The organism is Streptomyces sp. NBC_00178 (assembly GCF_036206005.1).
Taxonomy (GTDB): domain Bacteria; phylum Actinomycetota; class Actinomycetes; order Streptomycetales; family Streptomycetaceae; genus Streptomyces.
The window spans coordinates 7,081,306-7,100,638 of sequence record NZ_CP108143.1 but is presented as its reverse complement, the minus strand read 5'-3'; the positions used below and the strand labels follow the sequence as shown (position 1 = coordinate 7,100,638).

The 19,333-nt window shown below is 71.1% G+C and carries 15 protein-coding genes; 8 read left to right on the top strand and 7 right to left on the bottom strand.

Going from position 1 to position 19,333, the window contains the following annotated elements; all coding sequences use genetic code 11:
- Positions 1 to 112: 112 nt before the first annotated feature.
- The 5 genes from OHT61_RS31270 (at position 113) to OHT61_RS31250 (ending at position 9,569) form a co-directional block, all read left to right on the top strand.
- Entirely contained in the window at positions 113 to 1,012 is a 900-nt protein-coding gene (locus tag OHT61_RS31270; protein WP_329042827.1) for an SGNH/GDSL hydrolase family protein, read from the top strand.
- Positions 1,013 to 1,458: 446 nt separating this feature from the next.
- The gene (locus OHT61_RS31265; RefSeq protein ID WP_329042825.1) at positions 1,459 to 5,226 is read left to right on the top strand and encodes a S8 family serine peptidase; all 3,768 of its coding nucleotides are present in this window, start codon (positions 1,459 to 1,461) and stop codon (positions 5,224 to 5,226) included.
- A 193-nt stretch (positions 5,227 to 5,419) separates the two neighbouring features.
- Complete coding sequence (locus OHT61_RS31260) at positions 5,420 to 5,770, top strand: hypothetical protein (RefSeq protein ID WP_329042824.1); 351 nt, start codon at positions 5,420 to 5,422, stop codon at positions 5,768 to 5,770.
- Positions 5,771 to 7,267: 1,497 nt separating this feature from the next.
- Positions 7,268 to 8,269, top strand: coding sequence for a helix-turn-helix domain-containing protein (locus OHT61_RS31255; RefSeq protein ID WP_329042823.1), 1,002 nt, complete (start codon positions 7,268 to 7,270; stop codon positions 8,267 to 8,269).
- 400 nt (positions 8,270 to 8,669) lie between these two features.
- On the top strand, positions 8,670 to 9,569 hold the full coding sequence (locus OHT61_RS31250; protein ID WP_329042822.1) for a hypothetical protein: 900 nt from the start codon (positions 8,670 to 8,672) through the stop codon (positions 9,567 to 9,569).
- 289 nt (positions 9,570 to 9,858) lie between these two features.
- On the opposite strand, the gene OHT61_RS31245 is transcribed toward OHT61_RS31250, so the two are convergent.
- Entirely contained in the window at positions 9,859 to 10,365 is a 507-nt protein-coding gene (locus OHT61_RS31245) for a TspO/MBR family protein (RefSeq protein WP_329042821.1), read from the bottom strand.
- 236 nt (positions 10,366 to 10,601) lie between these two features.
- Here OHT61_RS31245 and OHT61_RS31240 point away from each other — a divergent pair, with 236 nt between their 5' ends.
- Entirely contained in the window at positions 10,602 to 11,450 is an 849-nt protein-coding gene (locus OHT61_RS31240; protein ID WP_329042819.1) for an SDR family NAD(P)-dependent oxidoreductase, read from the top strand.
- Positions 11,451 to 11,478: 28 nt separating this feature from the next.
- Here the strand turns inward: OHT61_RS31240 and OHT61_RS31235 are convergent, their stop codons facing one another.
- The 3 genes from OHT61_RS31235 to OHT61_RS31225 all read right to left on the bottom strand — a co-directional run bounded on the left by OHT61_RS31235 (position 11,479) and on the right by OHT61_RS31225 (position 15,027).
- Entirely contained in the window at positions 11,479 to 12,582 is a 1,104-nt protein-coding gene (locus tag OHT61_RS31235; protein WP_329042818.1) for an FAD-dependent monooxygenase, read from the bottom strand.
- Positions 12,583 to 12,802: 220 nt separating this feature from the next.
- Positions 12,803 to 13,882 carry an FUSC family protein gene (locus OHT61_RS31230; protein WP_329042816.1) on the bottom strand — a complete coding sequence of 360 codons (1,080 nt, stop codon included), beginning with the start codon at positions 13,880 to 13,882 and terminating at the stop codon, positions 12,803 to 12,805.
- Positions 13,883 to 14,217: 335 nt separating this feature from the next.
- Complete coding sequence (locus tag OHT61_RS31225) at positions 14,218 to 15,027, bottom strand: enoyl-CoA hydratase/isomerase family protein (RefSeq protein ID WP_329042815.1); 810 nt, start codon at positions 15,025 to 15,027, stop codon at positions 14,218 to 14,220.
- Between the two features lie 268 nt (positions 15,028 to 15,295).
- On the opposite strand from OHT61_RS31225, the gene OHT61_RS31220 reads away from it, so the two are divergent.
- Positions 15,296 to 16,066, top strand: coding sequence for a ribonuclease BN (locus tag OHT61_RS31220; protein WP_329042814.1), 771 nt, complete (start codon positions 15,296 to 15,298; stop codon positions 16,064 to 16,066).
- A gap of 234 nt (positions 16,067 to 16,300) precedes the next feature.
- Here OHT61_RS31220 and OHT61_RS31215 read toward each other — a convergent pair whose 3' ends face one another.
- Together OHT61_RS31215 and OHT61_RS31210 are read right to left on the bottom strand one after the other, a co-directional pair.
- On the bottom strand, positions 16,301 to 16,906 hold the full coding sequence (locus tag OHT61_RS31215; protein ID WP_329042812.1) for a ClpP family protease: 606 nt from the start codon (positions 16,904 to 16,906) through the stop codon (positions 16,301 to 16,303).
- 1 nt (position 16,907) lies between these two features.
- Positions 16,908 to 17,546 carry an ATP-dependent Clp protease proteolytic subunit gene (locus OHT61_RS31210; protein WP_329042811.1) on the bottom strand — a complete coding sequence of 213 codons (639 nt, stop codon included), beginning with the start codon at positions 17,544 to 17,546 and terminating at the stop codon, positions 16,908 to 16,910.
- 466 nt (positions 17,547 to 18,012) lie between these two features.
- On the opposite strand from OHT61_RS31210, the gene OHT61_RS31205 reads away from it, so the two are divergent.
- On the top strand, positions 18,013 to 18,771 hold the full coding sequence (locus tag OHT61_RS31205; protein WP_329042810.1) for an ATP-grasp domain-containing protein: 759 nt from the start codon (positions 18,013 to 18,015) through the stop codon (positions 18,769 to 18,771).
- A 155-nt stretch (positions 18,772 to 18,926) separates the two neighbouring features.
- Here the strand turns inward: OHT61_RS31205 and OHT61_RS31200 are convergent, their stop codons facing one another.
- Positions 18,927 to 19,103 carry a hypothetical protein gene (locus OHT61_RS31200; RefSeq protein ID WP_329042809.1) on the bottom strand — a complete coding sequence of 59 codons (177 nt, stop codon included), beginning with the start codon at positions 19,101 to 19,103 and terminating at the stop codon, positions 18,927 to 18,929.
- Positions 19,104 to 19,333: the final 230 nt, after the last annotated feature.

The following is a 19,333-nucleotide window of genomic DNA, read 5'->3' as shown; positions in this document are numbered from 1 at the left end:
CCGTCGAGGCGGACACAGCCCGGGCCATTTCACCGGACCGTCCATGCGGCGGACCGGCCCGTGGCCGGCATTCCAGGGCCGCCCAGGCGGCCCGACCATGAGAGGACAAGCTTTGCAGAGACTGTCTACCGCCTCCCGCACCGCGCGTGCCGTGACCGTGGGCGCCGCGCTGCTCTCCGCCGGGGCGGCACTGGTCACGGCCGGGGCGACCTCGGCCGGCGCCGCTACGGACAGCCGGCACCACGTGGACTACGTCGCCCTCGGCGACTCGTACGCCTCCGCCCCGATGGTCCCCGGCCAGGTCGACCCGACCTGTCTCCGGTCCGACAACAACTACCCGTCGCTGGTGGCCCGGTCGAAGTCCGCGCGGCTGACCGACGTCACCTGCTCGGGAGCGACCACCGCGAACATGGCATCCGTACAGGGTGCGGTGCCCGCTCAGTTCGAGGCGCTGAACCGGGGCACCGACCTCGTGACCGTCACCGTCGGCGGCAACGACATCGGCTTCTCGACCATCCTCGGTACCTGCGCGCACGTCACCGCCGCCGACCCGGCCGGTGCCCCCTGCCGGGCGTACTTCACGGCGAGCGGCACCGACGCGGTCACCGGCTCGATCGAGCAGGCGGCCCCGAAGGTCGCCAAGGTGCTCCGCGGAATCCACCGCCGCGCTCCGCACGCCCGCGTCGTGGTCGTCGGCTACCCCGACCTCTTCCCCGAGGACGGCGTCGGCTGCACGAGCGCCAAGGTGCCCCTGGCGGCCGGCGACTTCTCCTACCTTCGGGACAAGGAGAAGGAGCTCAACAAGATGCTCGCCCGTCAGGCGCACCGGAACGGGGCGCAGTACGTGGACACCTACAAGCCCACCATCGGCCACGACCTCTGCCAGCCGGTCGCCAACCGGTGGATCGAGACGTTCGCGCCGGAGACCCCGGCCGCGCCCGTGCACCCCAACGCCGCCGGCGAGAGCGCGATGGCGGGTGCGGTCCAGCGCGGGCTCGCCCGCCACTTCTAGCACCACTGAGGTCCATGGAGGGTGCCGTGACGCCCGCGAGCGAGCGTCTGGCTGACCGTACACTCCGATAGCAACTCCGGGGCCCGGCCGCGTCATCGGCCGGGCCCCACCCTTCCGCCCCGGCGGCGGACGCCGTGTCTCGGGACTCCGCGCCGCCGCGGCGGGCCCGCCCCTCCGCGTGCTTGCGTCCGGCCACATGTCCGGAGAACCCTCTCCGACCCTCTCGGGAGCGGTCGGCACACGTGTGGTGCCGGAGTCCTGAGGACCGCCCCGGACCCTGATCGCCGCATCCGGGGTACCCCGCACACACCTGAGATGTCCCTTACGTGAACTGCCGGCGATGACGCAGATGGGTCATGGCCGCAAGGCGACATGCGTGGACAGCCATCTCACACCTTCTCTGTCCGATCATCAGGAGCGTTCCACGGTCTTTCTCAGGAGGAGATGTGCCCAGCGTTCCCATATCCAGACCAGGTCCGGTCGCGCTCGCCGCGATCGCCGCCCTGACGATGGGTGTCGTACCGGCCGGCGCCGTGACGCCCGCCGGCCAGGCCGCTCCGCGGCTGCCCGCCCGCACCGTCCACCAGCCGTCCTCACACACCGTCACCCTGGTCACGGGTGACAAGGTGACGGTCAGCACCGGCGCCGACGGCAAGGTCACCCGCTCCGTGCAGGGCCCGGACGGCCGGCCGACGGGCGTGACGGCCTACACGACCGCCGGAAACACCTACATGTACCCGGCGGACGCCCTCCGGTACGTCGCGGCCGGAAAGCTCGACCGCGAGCTCTTCAACATCACCCGCCTGCTGGCGGACGGCTACGGGGACGACCGGCGTGACAGCCTTCCGCTGATCGTCACCTACACCGACGCCGCCGCCCGCGCGCGCACCCAAGCCGTGCCCGCCGGCGCCAGCAGGACGCTCTCCCTGAGCAGCATCCAGGGCGCGGCGCTCTCGGCGTCGCGGTCGAAGGCCGCCACCTTCTGGAAGTCCCTCACCGGCGGGACGGGAGCGGCGAACGGCCGCCGCAAGGGCTCCGAGCCCGAACTGCGCGCCGGCATCGCCAAGGTGTGGCTCGACGGGAAGGTCAAGGCCGCTCTGGCCGACACCACGGCGCAGATCGGCGCACCTCAGGTGTGGTCGGGCGGTGACACCGGCCAGGGTGTCGACGTCGCCGTACTGGACACCGGTGTGGACACGCAGCACCCCGACCTCGCGGGGCAGCTGGCCGCGAGCACGAGCTTCGTGCCGGGCCGGAGCGTGGAGGACCACAACGGCCACGGCACCCACGTCGCCTCGACCATCGCGGGCAGCGGGGCCGCCTCCGACGGCAAGGAGAAGGGCGTCGCGCCCGGTGCCCGCCTGCACGTCGGCAAGGTGCTGGACGACGACGGCAGCGGTCAGGACTCCTGGGTCCTGGCCGGTATGGAGTGGGCCGCCCGCGAGCAGCACGCCAAGGTCATCAGCATGAGCCTCGGCGCCGAACCCGGCGCCGGCGGCGACCCGCTGAGCGAAGCCGTGGAAGCGCTCAGTGCCGAGACGGGTGCGCTCTTCACCATCGCGGCGGGCAACGCGGGCCCGCACTCCGTCCTGACACCCGGCGTCGCCGACGCCGCCCTGACCGTCGGTGCCGTGGACACCTCCGACACCCTCGCCGACTTCTCCAGCACGGGCCCCCGCCAGGGTGACGCCGGTCTGAAGCCCGAACTCACGGCTCCCGGCGTCGATGTGCTGGCGGCCCGCTCGCAGTACGCCGAGGACGGCTCGGGCTATTACCAGACCCTGAGCGGGACCTCCATGGCCACACCGCACGTGGCCGGAGCCGCGGCGCTGCTCGCCCACGCGCACCCCGACTGGACCGGGCAGCAGCTCAAGCACGCTCTTGTCAGCAGCACGAAGAGGACGCCCCGGTACACCCCTTACGAGGGCGGCAGCGGTCGACTCGACGTCGCCGCCGCGGTGAAGAACACGGTGTTCGCCACCGGCACCGTGTACGGCGGCTACAGGGACCCGTCGGCGCCGGCCGGCGACAGGTCCGAGAAGAAGGTGACCTACACGAACACCGCGGACGCTCCGGTCACCCTGGACCTGGCGACCGAGGTGCCCGGCGCGCGCGAGGGAGCGTTCACGCTGTCCGCCCGCCAGGTGACCGTGCCTGCCCACGGCAGCGCCGAGGTCACCCTCACCACCGCCTTCGACCTGGTGAAGCGGGACACCATGACCTCGGGTCAGATCCTCGCCACCGGCCCCTCGGGCGCTCTGCTGGCCCACACGGTGATCGGCGCCTACGTGCGGGCTCCGCGCTTCACCCTCACGATCGGCGGCAAGGACCGCAGCGGGCACCCGTTGGGCGGTGAGGTGTACCTGATCGGTGAGAAGGCCTTCATGGGCCCCCTCCTGCTGGACGAGTCGGGCACCGGCAAGGTCGAGGTGCCCGCCGGCAAGTACTTCGTGAGCCTGGAGGCCGATGTCCAGGGCACCCACGGGGCGCACTCGAAGGGCAAGGCGCTCCTGACCGTTCCCGAGGTCGAGGTCACCAAGGCCACCTCGGTACTGCTGGACGCTTCCAAGGCGAAGCCGGTCTCGGTGCGGACCCCGCAGGCGAGCACTCCGGCAGACATCCGGCTCGACGTGAGCCGCGCCTTCGACAACGGCACCTCGCTGTTCATGCAGCGGTGGCAGCCCGAGGGCTTCGACAGCGTCTGGGCCCTGCCCAACAAGCAGGTGACCACGGGCACCTTCGGGTTCGGTGGCAACTGGCGCCTGGTCGAGCCGTCTCTGGCGGTGTCGTACGGCACGCGCGACTTCGACGACATGATCGTCGCCCGCGGGCGGACCCAGCTCAAGGCCGGGACGTGGCCGACCAGAGTGGTCTACGCCGGTGAGGGCGGCGCGAAGGCCTACTCCAAGCTGGGCGCCCTGGGCAAGGCCGCCGTGGTCCGGCGCAGCGATGCGGTGGGCCCGGCCGAGCAGGCGGCGAACGCCGCCAAGGCGGGCGCACGGCTGCTCCTGGTCGTCAACGACGGTGAGGGCCGCCTGAACCCGTGGGACTCCGACCTGGACAGCCCCTACACCGAGGAGGGGAACCCCCCTCCGCTGACGGTGGCCTCGCTGACCAGGGACGAGGGCAACGAACTGATCGCCGGGATCAAGCCCGGCCGGAGTGCGCAGCTCCGGGTGACCACGGATGTCACCACGGACTACGTCTACGACATCAGCCGGCACTGGGCGGCGGTGCCGGCGGACCCGACCTACCGGCCGGTGAGCAAGGACCTCAACCGGGTGGACGTCTCCTTCCGCAGCAACCGGCCCGCGAGGGCGATGGAGTCCCGTTCCGCCGTGTGGCAGGGCTACTACTCGCTCAACGTGATGCCCACGCCGGCCCGGACCGAGCGCACCGACTGGGTGTCGCGCGACACGGACTGGGTGGAGATGGCCGACATCAACCAGCAGTTGCAGATCAGCAGCGACTCCGTGAAGCGCTATCCGAGCGGCAAGACCTCGCACCTGGAGTACTTCGGCCCGATCCAGCGCCCCAGGCTGAGCAACGACTACGTGCCGGTGCGGGTCGGCGATCAGGTGCTGGCAGTGATTCCGGGATGGGGGGACTCCGGCCCCGGGCATGTGGGCAGGACCCTGAACAACCAGAACGTCCGGAACAGTGTGCAGATGTACCAGACACTCCCCGACGGCAACTCGCTCCTGCTGAGGGACTCCGTCACGGACACCATCGGCAGCATCCGGTACCCGCTCACGCTGGACAGCGCCGAGAAGCAGCCCTACCGGCTGGTCTCCGCCAATGCCCGGGCCTTCTGGGAGAACGACTACTCGGTCACGACGAGGACCGAGTGGGGATTCACCTCGGCACAGCCCGCTGCCGGCACCTACTCCGTACTGCCGCTGATCCAGCTCGACTACGCGGTCGAGGGCATGGATGACTCGGGCAGGACGGCACGCCGCGCCGCCATCACCGTCACCCCCTCGCACCTGGACGGCGCTCCCCGCTCCGACACCATCGGCAAGGTGGGCCTCGACATCTCCTACGACGACGGCACCACCTGGCAGCACGCCGCGCTGACCCGCACCGCGGCGGGCTGGAGCACCCACCTCAACGCCCCCGCCAAGGCGCAGTTCGTGACCCTGCGCACAACCGCCGCCGACAGCCAGGACAACACCGTCACGCAGAAGATCAGCCGGGCCTTCGGCCTGAAGTAGACACGCACGGATCAGCCATCCGCTGATCCGGCCAGGGGCGGGACCGCGGCCGGCGGTCCCGCCCCTTCCCCGCCCGGGGAGGGCTCCGGACGGGGAAGCGGCCGCATGAGGAAACGCACGGCATGACAGGGTCCGGGAGGGGCAGACGCAGGGCACACGAGCCCGGCGGCGGGCCTGAAAGCGGAGGTCGCGGATGCTGTCCCACAGACGTGAACACGATGTGCTCGTCCTCACCGTGCACGAGGACCCGGGGATCAGTGGCCGGGCGGAACTGGCCGACACCATCATGGACTTCGTGCGGGCCTTCCAGCCGGCGCCGGTGCTCCTCGTCATCGACGACGCCGCTGCCACTCCCGCGACGGCCAGCGCCGTCCTTCGGGCCCACCGGCTCTGCGCCGACCTGGACGTGCTCTTCTCGGCCGCCACGCACAACGCGTCCGTCCGACGGCTGCTGGAGGACAACGCCGGCTCCCGGGGGGCGGCACTCGTCGTGCACCCGCGGGTCGACGTCGCCATCGACACGGCCTACAGCGCCGCAGCGTGAACATCGGTGACGAGGGGATCCCCGTCACCGTCCGGCCTGCGCGCCGGAAGCCCGCACCCCGGGGCCGGGTGCCGCACTCGGACTGCGGCACCCGGCCCCGTCCCGCATCTGCCGCCGGCCCGGATGAGGAGCTGGGAGATCATCCCTCAACTGTCGTCCGGGCCACGGCCTCAGTGGTACGAACGACGCCGATGCGGGACGGGCAGGGTGCCCGCCGGCCGATGCGAGGTCGCCTTGTCGCCGGCGGCGGGGGCGAGCGCGGGCACATCCGCCAGATTGCGCTGAAACCCGATGCCGTGTGTCTCGTGTTCGGCGTACGGGTCACGAACGGGAGCACACCACTCAGTGACGTGACAACGACTTCCGACGCGATGACACGCAATCCACAGCAGCGGGCTGCTGTACCTCTCCGTGATGCGTTGTCGACGAACTTCGCGAAACGCCGTCACGTCCCGCCAGCGAGTACGGGGTCGGGTTTTTCCTGCGAGAGCGGGACGGGTGTACACGCACAGGAAATCTCATCCTCGCCCGCACACCGGACCACCCTGCACAATCGGGCGAAACGGCGTCGCCGCACCGCAGCCCGGGAAATGCGGGCGTAAACCTCCGCACATCACCTCGAAGGGTCCCGGGCCGCGGCGCGTTCACCCGTCCGGCACCTGCGTGACGGGGCGAGCACCGACCGGTACGCGCGCTCTCCTCGTTCGCTCGCGGCGTGGCGCAACAGCGACGTGACGCACTCTGGACAGGCCGGACCGGTGACTGATCACCACCGGTACCGCACTCTGAAGTGCGGTCGGCACGGGCCTCCGGCCCGGACAGCCGATGGCTCCGGGTGGTGTGGGCGTCACCCCTCCGTGGGGGGCGGGGTGACGATTCCACCCGGAAGGGCTGGGTGCGGCCGGCGGAATCCGCCGACCGCCCCGTACCGGCAGTCCGCATTCAGCGGTCTTCTTCGAAAGAGAGACGGAAAGACTTCTGCGAGCGCGGTGGGGCGGAATTCGACCACCTCGTCGATTCCCCGAATCGGTTCGACCGGGACCGTCTGATTCTTCGGCAACCGCCAAACGGTTACCGGTGCAATAAAGGCCCTGTGACGCACCGCCGAGAACAGGGTTCTTGCTCGACCTCACGGCTCGAAGAACACCCGGCGCCCCCTCAGTGATCCACCGGAGCCAGTGCGCACGGGCCGGCGAGCTCCCCGGCAGCACCCTTGGCACAGTCGTGACATGTCACATCTGCGACATGTCACATCTGCGACACCTGTGGACCGGTGACACGGCGTACGGCGCCGACGGATCCTGCGTACGACGCGTTTCGCCACTCGACCGGCCGGCAGAAGGCAAGCCGCGTCACAAACTCCGGCACACACCAGGGGCGCCCCTGAGTGCCCGTGCCCCCGCAGGTGTGGGCATCGGTCATGTACAGTCCGATATTCAATGATATGTGTGGCCGGCGCGACGCGAGCGTGTCGGCCGGATCCCAAAGGGAGGCTGCGTGCTGGAGGCAGCTGGTCTCACCGCGGTCGAGGAGACCGTCTACCGGCTTCTGATAGCGACTCCGACGGCATCGGCCGACGAGATCGCTGCGCAGACCGGCCTCACGTACGAGCAGGCCGAGGGCGTCCTCGCCGCTCTCGCGACCATGGGCCTCGCCAGTACCACCGACCGGCAGCCGCTCCATTTCACCGCATCGCCGCCCGATGTCGCACTACTGCCGCGTCTGCAGCGCAACGCGGACGCCCTGGACCAGGCGCGGGCCGCGGTCACGGACCTGCTGGAGAGTTACCGCGGCACCCGGCGGCGCCAGGACGCCGGCCAGCTCATCGAGGTCATCACCGGCGCCGAGGCCCTGCGCCAGCACCTGCGCCAGCTCCAGGACAACGCCCGCCACGAGATGCTCTGGTTCTGCAAGGCCCAGTACGTCGCCATGCCGTCGGGCAGTAACACGGCCGAATACGAGGCCCTGGCGCGCGGAGTCCGCTACCGCGTCCTGTACGAACGTGCGTTCTTCGACGACGACGGCGCCGTTGACAACGTTGTTAGCTCCGTCGGCGCCGGCGAGGTCGCCCGGTCGGTACCACACCTTCCCCTGCGGCTCGCCGTAGCCGACCGGACCATCGCCATCTGCCCGCTGGTGCCGGGCGGACCGGCGGGGAGCCCTGTCGAACCCACGGCGGCGTTGCTCCGCGACAGCAGCCTCCTGGAAGCCCTCACCGCCCTGTTCGAGCGCTACTGGGAGGACGCCGTACCCCTGCACGTCAGCGACTCGGGCACGGTCAGCGGCACCGACGACTCCCCCGGAGCGGCACCTCTGCGTGAGACCGACCGGCGGCTGCTGTCACTGCTGATAGCGGGCATCACGGACAAGGCCATCGCGAGCCAGATGGGACTGAGCCGCCGCACGGTCCAGCGCCACATCCAGCACCTCATGACCGTCGCGGGCGCCACCACCCGGATGCAGCTCGCCTGGCAGGCCGCACGTCGCGGCTGGCTCTAGGACCTGTCGCCACCGTGTGATCAGCCCTCGATCCCCCTCTGACGGGTCACGGTCATCCTGGGCTGATGCGTAGATACGGCCATGTCACCTCGTGACCGCCCCCCCCAGGTCCCCTGACCGGGCAAAGGGCTTCCCAGAAGCTCCTGCCGGGGTCCTGGACCTCCACCATCCCTGGCCCCGCTCCCACACCTGCCCGGCATGTGGACCGGAGCCTGCCCCTCCTGCCGACAACCCGCCCCAGGGCAGCCCTACGACACCACATGGCCTGATCCCTCCGGACAACTGCCGTATACAGAAACACAGTTGTGGACATTGGTGGACTTTGCGAGACTCACCCCGCCATCGGGGCGATCACCCGGTGGGTCTGCAGACATCCAGGGGGGACCACATGGAATCCAGCGTGCTCAGAGGCAGTCTGTCGCGTGTCGCCGCCGTCGTCGCGCTCGCCGCCGCCCTGGCCACCGGCTCGACCGGCCTGCTGCCGGTCGGGGAGGCTCACGCCGCTCCGGTGGCCGAGGGAACCTTCGGCTTCAGCGGGGACGAGGGCGACTACATAAGCCAGGGAGAGTCCTACGCCTACGACACGGCCTCGCTGGACCACCTCGATGTCTACGCGAACGCCGACAACAGCGTGGTGTCGTTGTCCGTCGACGGCGCCGGCGGCGACTGGTGGTCCCTGAGTCTCGCCGCGCCCGCCGGCCGTGCTCTGGCTCCGGGGACCTACACCGGCGCGACCCGCCACCCGTTCAACGAGCCGTCCGGACCGGGGCTGTCGCTGGACGGAAACGGCCGTGGCTGCAACACGCTCACCGGCACTTTCACCATCGAAGAGGTCGAGTTCGGTCCTCTGGGATACGTCAAGACGCTCGACGCGACCTTCGAGCAGCACTGCGAGGGAGATGCCGCCGCCGCCCGCGGTGAGGTGCACATCGACAACCCGGCCCCTCCCGCCGTCCTCGACCTCGGCCTCGCCGTGGCGCTGGACGGCACGGCGAGCACTCTGAACGGCAAGGCGACGCTGCACGGCTCGGTCAGCTGCAACAAGCCCGTGCGGGCCGACATCTCGGGAGATGTCACCCAGGTGAAGAAGCGCAAGCTCATCCGGGGCTCGTACGCCACCGTCGTGAACTGCGTACCCGGCGCGCCGGTCGCGTGGTCGGCCAAGGCGGTGCCGACGGGCGACGTCCCGTTCCAGCGTGGTGATGTCGAAGTCGAAGCCCGCGCGACGGCTGTCGACCCGGACTACGACCAGTCCGTCTCCGCCACCGAGACCGTCGCCGTCCACCTCACCCGCGACTGACCGGGAACACCGCGGCGCCGAGGTACCGCACACCCGGCCGTCCGCCCCTCTCACAGGGGCGGGCGGTCCGGTCCGCGCCCCGCGACGCGGACCGGAGGGCATCAGCGCCCGCACGGCCCCGGAGACCTCCAGTGAGCAGTGACCGGACGGACACACCCGACCGGCTGATCAGCCGGTCGAAGAGACACTCTCCTGCCACTCGCCGACGGCCGATGCGCGGTCTCCCCGGCCCAGGCCCCTCCTCGGTGCCGTGGGAGTTTCTCGGCCGTGCGGTTGGACCGGGACCCGGTCAACGCCCGTTCCTCCGCGTGAGGGACGCGTTGAGGCACGTGGCGAAGCCGCACCAGGCGGCGTAGGGGATCAGCGCCAGACCGGCGGCACGGTCGGCGCGTGCCGTACGGGCGATCAGCTCGGCGTTGCTCACGTCGAGCAGTGCGGTCCCCACCAGGCCCGCCTTCGTGCTCCGCAGACGGAAGAACAGCACGGCCCACGTCGTGTTGAGCGTGAGGTTGACACCGAGACTGACGGCCAGGGCCCTGCGGTCCTCGGCCCGGGCCGCGAGAAGGGCTCGGCCACCGGCCCAGGCGATACTCGCGTAGAGCGGGGTCCAGACCGCTCCGAAGGCCCAGGCGGGCGGCTGCCACGAGGGCTTGGACAACGACCGGTACCAACGGGTGTCCGGGGCGACCGCCCAGCTCCCGCCAGCAGCGGCCACCGTCACCGCCGCCGCGGAGCGCACATAGACCTTCCAGCGGCCCGACGACGGCCGCCGCTCGCCTTCTCCCATGAGCCTCATGCAACTACCCCTACCCGCTCCGGCCCGGGTGACAGCCTCGGCGAACCGGTCGCCGCCCCGGGACGCACGAGTACTCCCCCGGCGCTGTGTCCACCGCCGGGTGCGGCGGCCGGGCGCGCCGATTTGCGCTGGAGTGCACTCCAAGGGACACCATCGGACATCGCTGCTCCGACATCGTGCCGGAGGTGCGGTCCTCCCGAGCGGCCCAGGCCGCGCTGACGATTGCGAGTGCCCTCATGACAGACAAGACCGTGGTGATCACCGGGACCTCCAGCGGCATCGGTCTGGAGACCGCCGTCCGCGCCGCTCGCTCCGGATGGCGTGTCGTCGCCACGATGCGCGATCTGGGCAAGGCGGACGCGCTGCGGGAGGCGGCGGCCGCCGCGGGCGTGACCGAGCGGGTCGAGGTCCGGCGCCTGGACGTGACCGACCCCGGCTCGGTGGCGGAGTGCCTGGCGGCGGTCGCCGCCGCTCACGGAGCCCTGCACGCGCTGGTCAACAACGCGGGCTCCGGACACGTGGGCACGCTGGAGATCGACGGGGTCGACGCGGCCAGGCGGGTCATGGAGGTGAACTTCTTCGGCGTGCTGAACGCGACCGCCGCCGCCCTGCCTCATCTTCGTGCTTCCGGCGGCCGGGTGCTCACCGTCACGAGTGTCGGCGGAGTCGTGGGGCAGCCTTTCAACGAGGCGTACTGCGCGGCCAAGTTCGCGGTCGAGGGGTACATGGAGTCCCTGGCGCCCGTCGCGGCCACCGTGGGCGTGCGGGTGACGCTGGTCGAGCCGGCCGCTGTCGCCAGCGAGTTCGTCGCCAACGTGGGCATCCCCGACGACCGGAACGAGCTGCTGGAGCGCATGGGGCCGTACACCCCGGCCCTGGACGCCTATCTGGTCCGTACCGCCGGAGCGTTCGCGCACGCCCAGTCGGCGGGTGACGCCGCGGCGGCGGTCGTCGAGGCGCTCGACGCGCAGGAGCCGCCGGTTCGGGTCCAGACCTCGGACGCCGCGCGCACGTTCATCGCCCCGAAGCTGGCGGACCCCGACGGCTCCCGCGTCCTCGGCATGACCAGCACCTGGGTGGCCTGACCGCCCGGCGGGAGCCGCTCCGCTCCGGTTACGGAAGCGCGTGCAGCGGGGCGTGATTGGCCTTGAACATGCGTTCCCCCGCACGACGGAGAGTGAAGTCCCGCAGGAAGGTGGGAAGGTTGCGGGCCTTGTCGCGGCGGTGGTTCTGGGAGACCACCCAGGCGACTCGCTCACCCCTGCGGGCCTGGAACGCCGCGAGTGCCGCCGAGACGTCCTGCGTCGTCCCGAGCGAGTCGGCGAGGACCACGGCGTCCTCGATCGCCATGGCGCCGCCCTGGGCCATGCTCGGGGAGAAGGTGTGGGCCGCGTCACCGATCAGGGCGACGCCCGGGTGCGTCCATACCGTGTTGTCGCTCTCGCGCAACGCGGCGAAGTGGGCGTCCGCCCCCTGCTCCAGCAGGCGCGGGACCGGGCCGCCGAAGTCGGCGAAGAGCGTGCGCCAGTCACCTGCCGGAGCGGTCGCTGCCGCACTGTTGATGTCGGCGTAGCAGTAGACCCGGCCGGCCCCCAGCTGCACCGTGAGGAACGTCCTGCCCCGGTCGCCCAGGCGCGCGGTCCAGTCCGTGATGCCGGGGATCGTGGTGTCGTCGGCGATGAACCGCCAGCACACCTGCCCGAGGAACCGGGGCTCGGGGCCGCCGAAGCGGGAGCGGCGTACGGCGGAGTTGATGCCGTCCGCCCCGACCACCAGGTCGTAGGCGCGGGTGGCTCCGTCGGCGAACGTGACGGTCCCGTCGCGGTCCACCTCCGTCACCGCCGTGTCGTGACGCACGATCGCGCCGTCGACGGCTCTGCGCAGCACCTGGTGCAGTTCGGCCCGGGTGATGGCCAGACAGGGACCGACCTCGCCCCAGATCCGCCCGACGTCGAACGCGGCGAGCGGACGGCCTCGGTGATCGAGAAGGCTCTGTCGGGCCACAGGAGATGCCAGAGCCGCTACCTCGTCCCCCACGCCGATGGTCCGGAGCGCCCGGACGGCGTTCGCCGGGAGGTAGATCCCCGCACCGAGGGTCTGGGCGGATTCCGCCCGCCGCTCGACGACGTCGGCGGAGAACCCCCGGTCGAGGAGCGCCTTGGCCAGAGCCATGCCGGAGATTCCGGCTCCGGCGATCAGAATGCGAGGACTGCTCACAGTGGGTCATCCTTCAGCAGCGGTCGACAACGGCTAGGTGCGGCCGGAGCCGCGCGGACGCGTGGCGGTGGTCGACCGGCGCCGTGCGGCCCCCGGGTCGTGCCTGCCGGGCGGCTTGCTCGTACCACCGCTTACTCCACGAATCGGTCCACACAGACCACGAGCCGCGAACGCCGAAAGTTCAACGCGCGACTTTTCGCCGGTGCAGCGAGGGCTCTCGTCAGACGTCCTCCGCCTCTTCCGGCGCGAGCACCAGCAGCAGTTGCCGGATCTCGACGAGCAGTCCGCCACTGACCGCGATGGTCGCGGTGTCCGCCTGGCCTCGCAGTCCCCCGAGCATTTTCCGGTAGAGCGCCGACGCCTCGGCAGCGTGCCGCCGGGGAGCCTCGGGGTGGTGGCCCTCGCTCCGGGCCAGCCGCTCGGCCTGTTCCGCGCACAGGTGCGACAACGAGTCGGCCAGGTCGGCGTAGTCGCTCGCGAATCTCCCGGGAGGCGCGGACAGGGGCTGGGAGCGGGCAGCGATACCGGACAGCGTGCGGGTGAGAGCGGCGAGGTGGTGGACCGTGTCCTGCCAGCGACGGTCGAGGTCCGGCGAGGGACAGCACGTCCGGTGTCCCCTGCGCAGGCGGCGGCCGGGGTTCAGGCGCGTGCTCTCGGCGGAGCGCCACCGCGCCCGGGCGACGGCCCGGACGCCGCTGTGCAATCTGCCCGCCCTGTCCTCCCACGCGTCCGTGTCGGCAGCGTCCCACGGCCCCCGCAGACCGGCGGCGACGGCGTGCAGGAGATCCGCGCATTCCAGGGCCAGGGAGTGCAGGTTGGCGCGGACATCGTCGAGTCGCAGGGGCGGCAGGACGAAGGCGTTGACCGAGAGGCCGATGATCGCTCCGATCAGCGTCTCCAGAAGACGGTGGCCTATCTGTCCTGGTTCGTAGGATCCGTAGGCGATCACGAGGAGGGCTGTGGTGGCGCCGTAGACGCCCTGGGCGCCGAGCCTGCTGTAGCCCGCGATGAGCATGAGCGGAGGCAGCGAGACGGCCATCGCCGGCAGGGTGCTCCCGCCGCTGAGATACATCGCCGCGGAGGCCCAGACCGCGCCTGCGGAGATGATCGCCAGTTGCTGTGCGCCGGCGCGCAGCGATCTGTAGACGGTCGTGTCGACGAGAACCAGCGCCGTCCAGGGGGCCATGAGGGCCATGGGGCTCTCGATCCAGAAAGCGGCCAGTGCCCAGGCCGCCATGGCCGCTCCGGCCGCCTTGAGCGCCTGGACGGCGGTCGCTCGTTCGGGTCCGGAGTGATGCACGGCTCGGCTCGTGCTCCGCCGCACGGCTGCGGCCTCGTATCCCGCCTGCCGCCGGACGGCACTCACCCATCTGCGCACCACTGCCCGCTCCCGCACATCACCCGTCGGCGCATCAGCCCTGTCAAGGGGGGCTGGTTACCCGTCAGGCACCCTTCATGCCTTCGCCGTACTTCCGCCACACGGTGCGGATACGACGGCGGGATCGCGGTGCGGGTGATCTCGGTGTGTTCGGTGGGGCGGGGGTGCGCCGGATGTGACCGGTACGGTCCTGCGGACGTCAGGCGGGATCCGGCGCGCGAGGCCGGCTGCCCGGAGTTCCGCGGGCGGCGCCCGGCTCAGCGTTCGGCGATGAGTTCCCCCAGGCGCAGTTCGAGTTCGCCTGGCTGCTGCATACCCCGCTCGAGCAGCCGACGGATGCGTTCGGCCGCTTCCGGCCAGGTGAGCGACGCGCGGAACGTGTTCTGACCCGCCACCAGATCCGCATCGGCCGGCAGGGTCGTCCGGTCGATGAGGCCCTTCACCTCGGCCAGCGGCTTCCGGTCGAAGGACGCGATGCGCGTGGCGACCCGGTCCACGTAGGCGTCCAGTTCGGCGTCGGGCAGCGCACGGTTGATCCAGCCGTAGCGCTCTGCCGTCTCCGCGTCGAAATCGTCGGCCGCCGCGATGATCTCCAGCGCACGCCCGCGGCCCACCAGCAGGGGAAGCCGCTCCGTGGATCCGCCGCCCGGAGTGATCCCGGCTCCCACCTCCGGCTGCCCCAGAACGGCCTTCTCCCTGCTGGCGAAACGCATGTCGCAGGCCAGGGTGAACTCGTTGCCGACCCCGCGTGCTCGGCCGCGGATCGAGGCGATGGTGATGACGCGGGAACGAGCCATGCGCGCCGCGGTTTCAAGCCAAGGCGGTCCCGCGTAAGGCTCCTTGGGGGGCACGAGGTCGAAGTGCGCGAGGAAGAAATCGGGATTCGCGCTGTCGAAGACCACGACCTTCAGGTCGTCATCCGCTTCCATCCGGTCGACCAGATCGGCGAGCGCCGCGAACGCGTCGAAGGTCACCAGGTTGATCGGTGGACTGTCGAAGGTCACGCGCCAGTACGACGCCGACCGCTGCACCACCCTGAACGTGGAAGACGTAGCCATGCGCAGCATCCTATGCACACATTTGCCCCCTTCATCGCGTTCTGTATCACATACTTCCGCGGTGTTGCGACGTCGCCCGCCCGACGAAGCTCCGGTCCTGACGGCGAGGCCGGCCCTGTGGCGGACCGGGACCGAGCGGGCGGGCGGCATGCGTCTCCACGAGCGTCCACGCCGCGCCCTCACACGGCAGGAGCGCGGACCGTGGTAATCGACAGAGATGCCTATCAATCCCTCAAGTGCCGCGAACCGGCCGTCGCGCTTCAGCCGGCTCCACCGCATGATCGGCCACTCCGCAGCGGGGCGCGGATGGCGGAGGGGGCGTGAGCTCGAACTGGGCCAGCGGGCCCTGGGCTTCGCCGCGCTCGGATTCCTGACGCTCGTTCCCCTCCTGATCATCGTCTCCGCGGCGGACCGGCACGGGCAGGGGTTCGCCCAGTGGCTGGGCCAGGCACTCGGTGTGTCCGCGGCCTCCAGGAAGTATGTCGAGAAGTTGTTCGCACTGCCCGGTCAGGCGCTTCAGACCACGACCGCCTTCGGCCTCGCCGCACTCGCGGCGTTCGGGCTGAGCTTCGGGTCGGCGGTACAGACCGGCTACGAGAAGGTCTGGGACCTGGTACCGGCCAGGTGGTGGACGACATGGCGCCATCTGGCGTGGCTCTGTGTGTTCGCCGGATACGTCTTCGTGTCCGCCACGACCAGGCTGCTCCACAAGCCGCCCCTGGGCGGGGTGCTCGCGTCGGCGAGCGCCGTCCTCTTCTTCTGGTGGTCCCAGCGCCTGCTGCTGGGCGGCAGGGTCCGCTGGAGTGCGCTTCTGCCAGGAGCGGTGCTCACGGTGGTCGGGCTGCTCGGTCTCCGTGTCTTCTCCAGGATCGTCTTCACTCCGCTGATCGCTTCCAGTACCGCCAGCTACGGCCCGGTGGGAACAGTCCTGATCCTCCAGTCCTGGCTGGTCGGGGTCGGCGTCGTCGTGTTCGGAGGAGCACTGGTCGGCCGCCTCCTTCATGAGGAACTTCCCCGCGTGTCCGACGTGGTGCGGCGGCGGAGATGACCCGGCGGCGCTCTCGGATTCCGGGGCCCGGGTTCCGGGGGGCCGGGTTGCGGGGGGCGAATTCCGGGGAGGTCGGGTTCCGAGGGAGGCCGGATTGCGGGCCTCGGGTTCCGGTGCTCGGGCTCGGGCTCGGGGCTGTGGTCCAGCCCCCGGACCCGAGCCGGCACCCGGCCCGGCGGACAGCGCCCGCCGGGCCACGCCCGTCCTGTGTCCGGGCGCACGAGGGGCCGCGCCTCAGGCCGCGGTCACCAGGCGGCGGCTGAGGACCTCGTCGGCCAGGCCGTAGGCCACCGCCTCCTGCGCGGTGAGGACCCTGTCCCGGTCCGTGTCCGCGCGGAGCGTCGCGACGTCGTGCGGCGTGTGCCGGGCCAGGACCTCTTCGACCTGCGAGCGGACCCTCTGCATCTCCGCGGCGTGGAGCCGCAGATCGGAGACGGTGCCCTGCTGACCGCCGCTCGCCGGCTGGCCCAGCAGCACACGGGAGTGCTCCAGGACGAACCGCCGGCCCGGGTCCCCGCCTGCCAGCAGGACCGCCGCGGTCGAAGCGGCCTGACCGACGCAGAACGTCGCGATGGGGGCCGACACGAAGCACATCGTGTCGTAGATCGCCATCAGCGAAGTAGAGGATCCGCCAGGTGAGTTGAGGTAGATCGCGATCTCGGCGCCGGGGTTCGCCGACTCCAGGTGGAGCAGTTGGGCGATGACGACGTTGGCGACCCCGTCGTCGATCTCCGTGCCGATGAAGATGATCCGCTCGGACAGGAGGCGGCTGAACACGTCGTAGGACCGTTCCCCCTGGGGGGTGCGCTCGACGACGCTCGGAATCGTGTACTGGCCCATGTCAGAGTCCCATCCGTCGTCGTGAGGCGGCCGGCCGTACGGTGTCGAGCGATACGACGACGTGGTCGACCATGCCGTAGGCCTTGGCCTCCTCCGCCGTGAACCACCGGTCCCGGTCGCCGTCCCGGGAGATCGTGTCCGCGGACTGTCCCGTGTGCGCCGCGGTGATGCGCTCGACCGCCCGCTTCGTGAACTCCAGGTTCTCCGCCTGGATCGCGATGTCGGAGGCGGTTCCGCCGATCCCGGCCGACGGCTGGTGCATCATGATCCTCGCGTTCGGCAGGACGAAGCGCTTGCCTTTCGTACCGACGGTGAGCAGGAACTGGCCCATGGACGCGGCGAACCCCATGGCGAGGGTGGAGACGTCGTTCGGGACGAGCTGCATCGTGTCGTAGATGGCCAGCCCGGCCGTCACGGACCCGCCGGGGCTGTTGATGTAGAGGCTGATGTCGGTGCGGGGGTCCTCGGCCGAGAGGAGCAGCAGCTGTGCGCAGACCCTGTTGGCGGAGACCTCGTCCACCTGGGTCCCGAGGAAGACGATCCGCTGGGCGAGGAGCTGTGCCGCGAGGTGGTCGTCGTAACGTGTCGCGGGCGTGTCCTCGTCGGCGGCGCGTGGGCGGTGGGCGGGATGGGACGGCATGCGGGCCTCCTCGTGGTGGGCGGCCGTCTCGGCCGCGGTCCCTCCACACTTGTCCGTCCGGGCCCGTGGAGTCACCGGTCTCTGCCTGCGGCAGATTCGCCACGGGCAGAGCGTTCCACGGATCGGGCGGCGGTCGCACCGGGTGGCTCTTGCCGGCGGACCCACCGCCCGGCAGCGGAGTGACTGTTCGACCGTCACCGCGTCACCGGTGGAGACCACTTTCTCGTCGTCGCCGAGCCGAGGTACGCCCACCGCCGGCTCCCGGTCGTCGACGCCTTCACGGTCGCGCGCAGGTGCCCCTGGGCGCCGCTCGTACAAGAAGCCCGGCGGCGCCGACCACACGGTCACGACGGCCACGACAGCGGCACCTACGACAACTCGTCGTCGAACACCCCTCACTGAGCCGGGACCACACGCGGGGAAAACCCGTGGGAAGCCGGTCGCCGCTGCGGAAGGATCGGTGCCCGTGCCCCTGATACTCCCGCCCCGCCTCACCGCCTCCGCCCGTGTGCTCCGTGACACCGCCCGGCGGCGGGGTCTGCCGACCGTGCAGTTGCCGGACCATGGGGTACCGGAGGGACTGCGCGCCCCGGAGGCCCACCTGCACGCCGGCCCCGCCTTCGCCGACGCCGTTGCGTCCGCTCTGGGGGTAGCCCCGCTCGAAGCTCCGGCCGACTGGCTGGCGCGGTTGCCGGCGGCGTTCGTCCAGCGTGAGATCCGGGCGATGCCCATCCGCGAGGCGTACGGCCTGCGGCGCCCGGCATTCGTGAAGTCGCCCAACGACAAGAGCATTCCGGCGCTGGTCTACACGGACGGGTCCCGGTTGCCGGGGCCCGACGCCGTCGATCCGGAGACGACGGTGCTGGTGAGCGACATCGTCGCCTTCGAGGCGGAGTACCGGCTCCACCTGCTCGACGGGCGGGTTCACACGGGCAGCCGGTATGCCACGGCCGGACGTCTGGACCTCGGCCCGCTCTCCGCCTCGGCGCGTACTTTCGCATCGGAGGTGCTCGGCGCGGTCGGGGACACCCTGCCGTCCGCGATCGTCGTGGACGTCGGGGTCGTGGACCCGGGCCGGTGGGCGGTCATCGAAGCCAACGCTGCCTGGGCCAGCGGGTTTTACGCGGCCGATCCGGACCGCGCACTGGACGTGGTCCTCAGGGCCGCCGGACCGGCGGCCTCCCTGCCGGAACGGGACGGACACTTCGTCAGACGCGTGGCCTGACCCGCGCCGCTTCGTCAGACCCTGAACCCGCGTCGCCGCGGGGGCGCCGCACCCGGCGTGGTCCGGCCCCCTTCGCCGCAGGCACCCCGTACCCGGCGTGGCGCGCGGCCGGACTGCCGTGGACGATCCCTTCGCGCGAGGGGAAAACGATCAGGTCACGAGCGCGATCGCCCCTCCGGCCGAGCGGGCGACTCCCACGCCCGCTCGTGCGCGAGCGTCCGGTCTCCTTCGCTCCTCAGCCGGTCGTCGCCCAGAGCGATCCCGTCGGCCCTCTTCTTCATCCCGACCAGCTGTCGGATCCTGTGCGCGACGATGGCCGCCGTCCTGCTCATCGATCTCTCCCGGTGCTACGTGTGCGTGTGTGCCGGTGTCGCGCCCGTCCACTTCGTCCGCGGCGGGCCCGACGCCCACTCCAGCGTGCCACAGACTGTCCGGTTTCTACCGTTTCGGTGGATCACGGACCACGTGCGGCCCGGGTCTCGCGGTCTGCCGACGGGGCCTGCGTGGCGCGCACCTGCTGCCGACCGGGCGCGGGCACGGCGCGCCTCTGCCGCCTGGCAGG

Excerpts from the sequence above, each read along its gene's own strand:
- OHT61_RS31260 (WP_329042824.1), top strand. The coding sequence starts at position 5,420 with ATGCTGTCCCACAGACGTGAACACGATGTGCTCGTCCTCACCGTGCAC.
- OHT61_RS31245 (WP_329042821.1), bottom strand. The coding sequence starts at position 10,365 with ATGAGGCTCATGGGAGAAGGCGAGCGGCGGCCGTCGTCGGGCCGCTGG.
- OHT61_RS31240 (WP_329042819.1), top strand. The coding sequence starts at position 10,602 with ATGACAGACAAGACCGTGGTGATCACCGGGACCTCCAGCGGCATCGGT.
- OHT61_RS31225 (WP_329042815.1), bottom strand. The coding sequence starts at position 15,027 with ATGCTGCGCATGGCTACGTCTTCCACGTTCAGGGTGGTGCAGCGGTCG.
- OHT61_RS31220 (WP_329042814.1), top strand. The coding sequence starts at position 15,296 with ATGATCGGCCACTCCGCAGCGGGGCGCGGATGGCGGAGGGGGCGTGAG.
- OHT61_RS31215 (WP_329042812.1), bottom strand. The coding sequence starts at position 16,906 with ATGGGCCAGTACACGATTCCGAGCGTCGTCGAGCGCACCCCCCAGGGG.
- OHT61_RS31210 (WP_329042811.1), bottom strand. The coding sequence starts at position 17,546 with ATGCCGTCCCATCCCGCCCACCGCCCACGCGCCGCCGACGAGGACACG.
- OHT61_RS31200 (WP_329042809.1), bottom strand. The coding sequence starts at position 19,103 with ATGAGCAGGACGGCGGCCATCGTCGCGCACAGGATCCGACAGCTGGTC.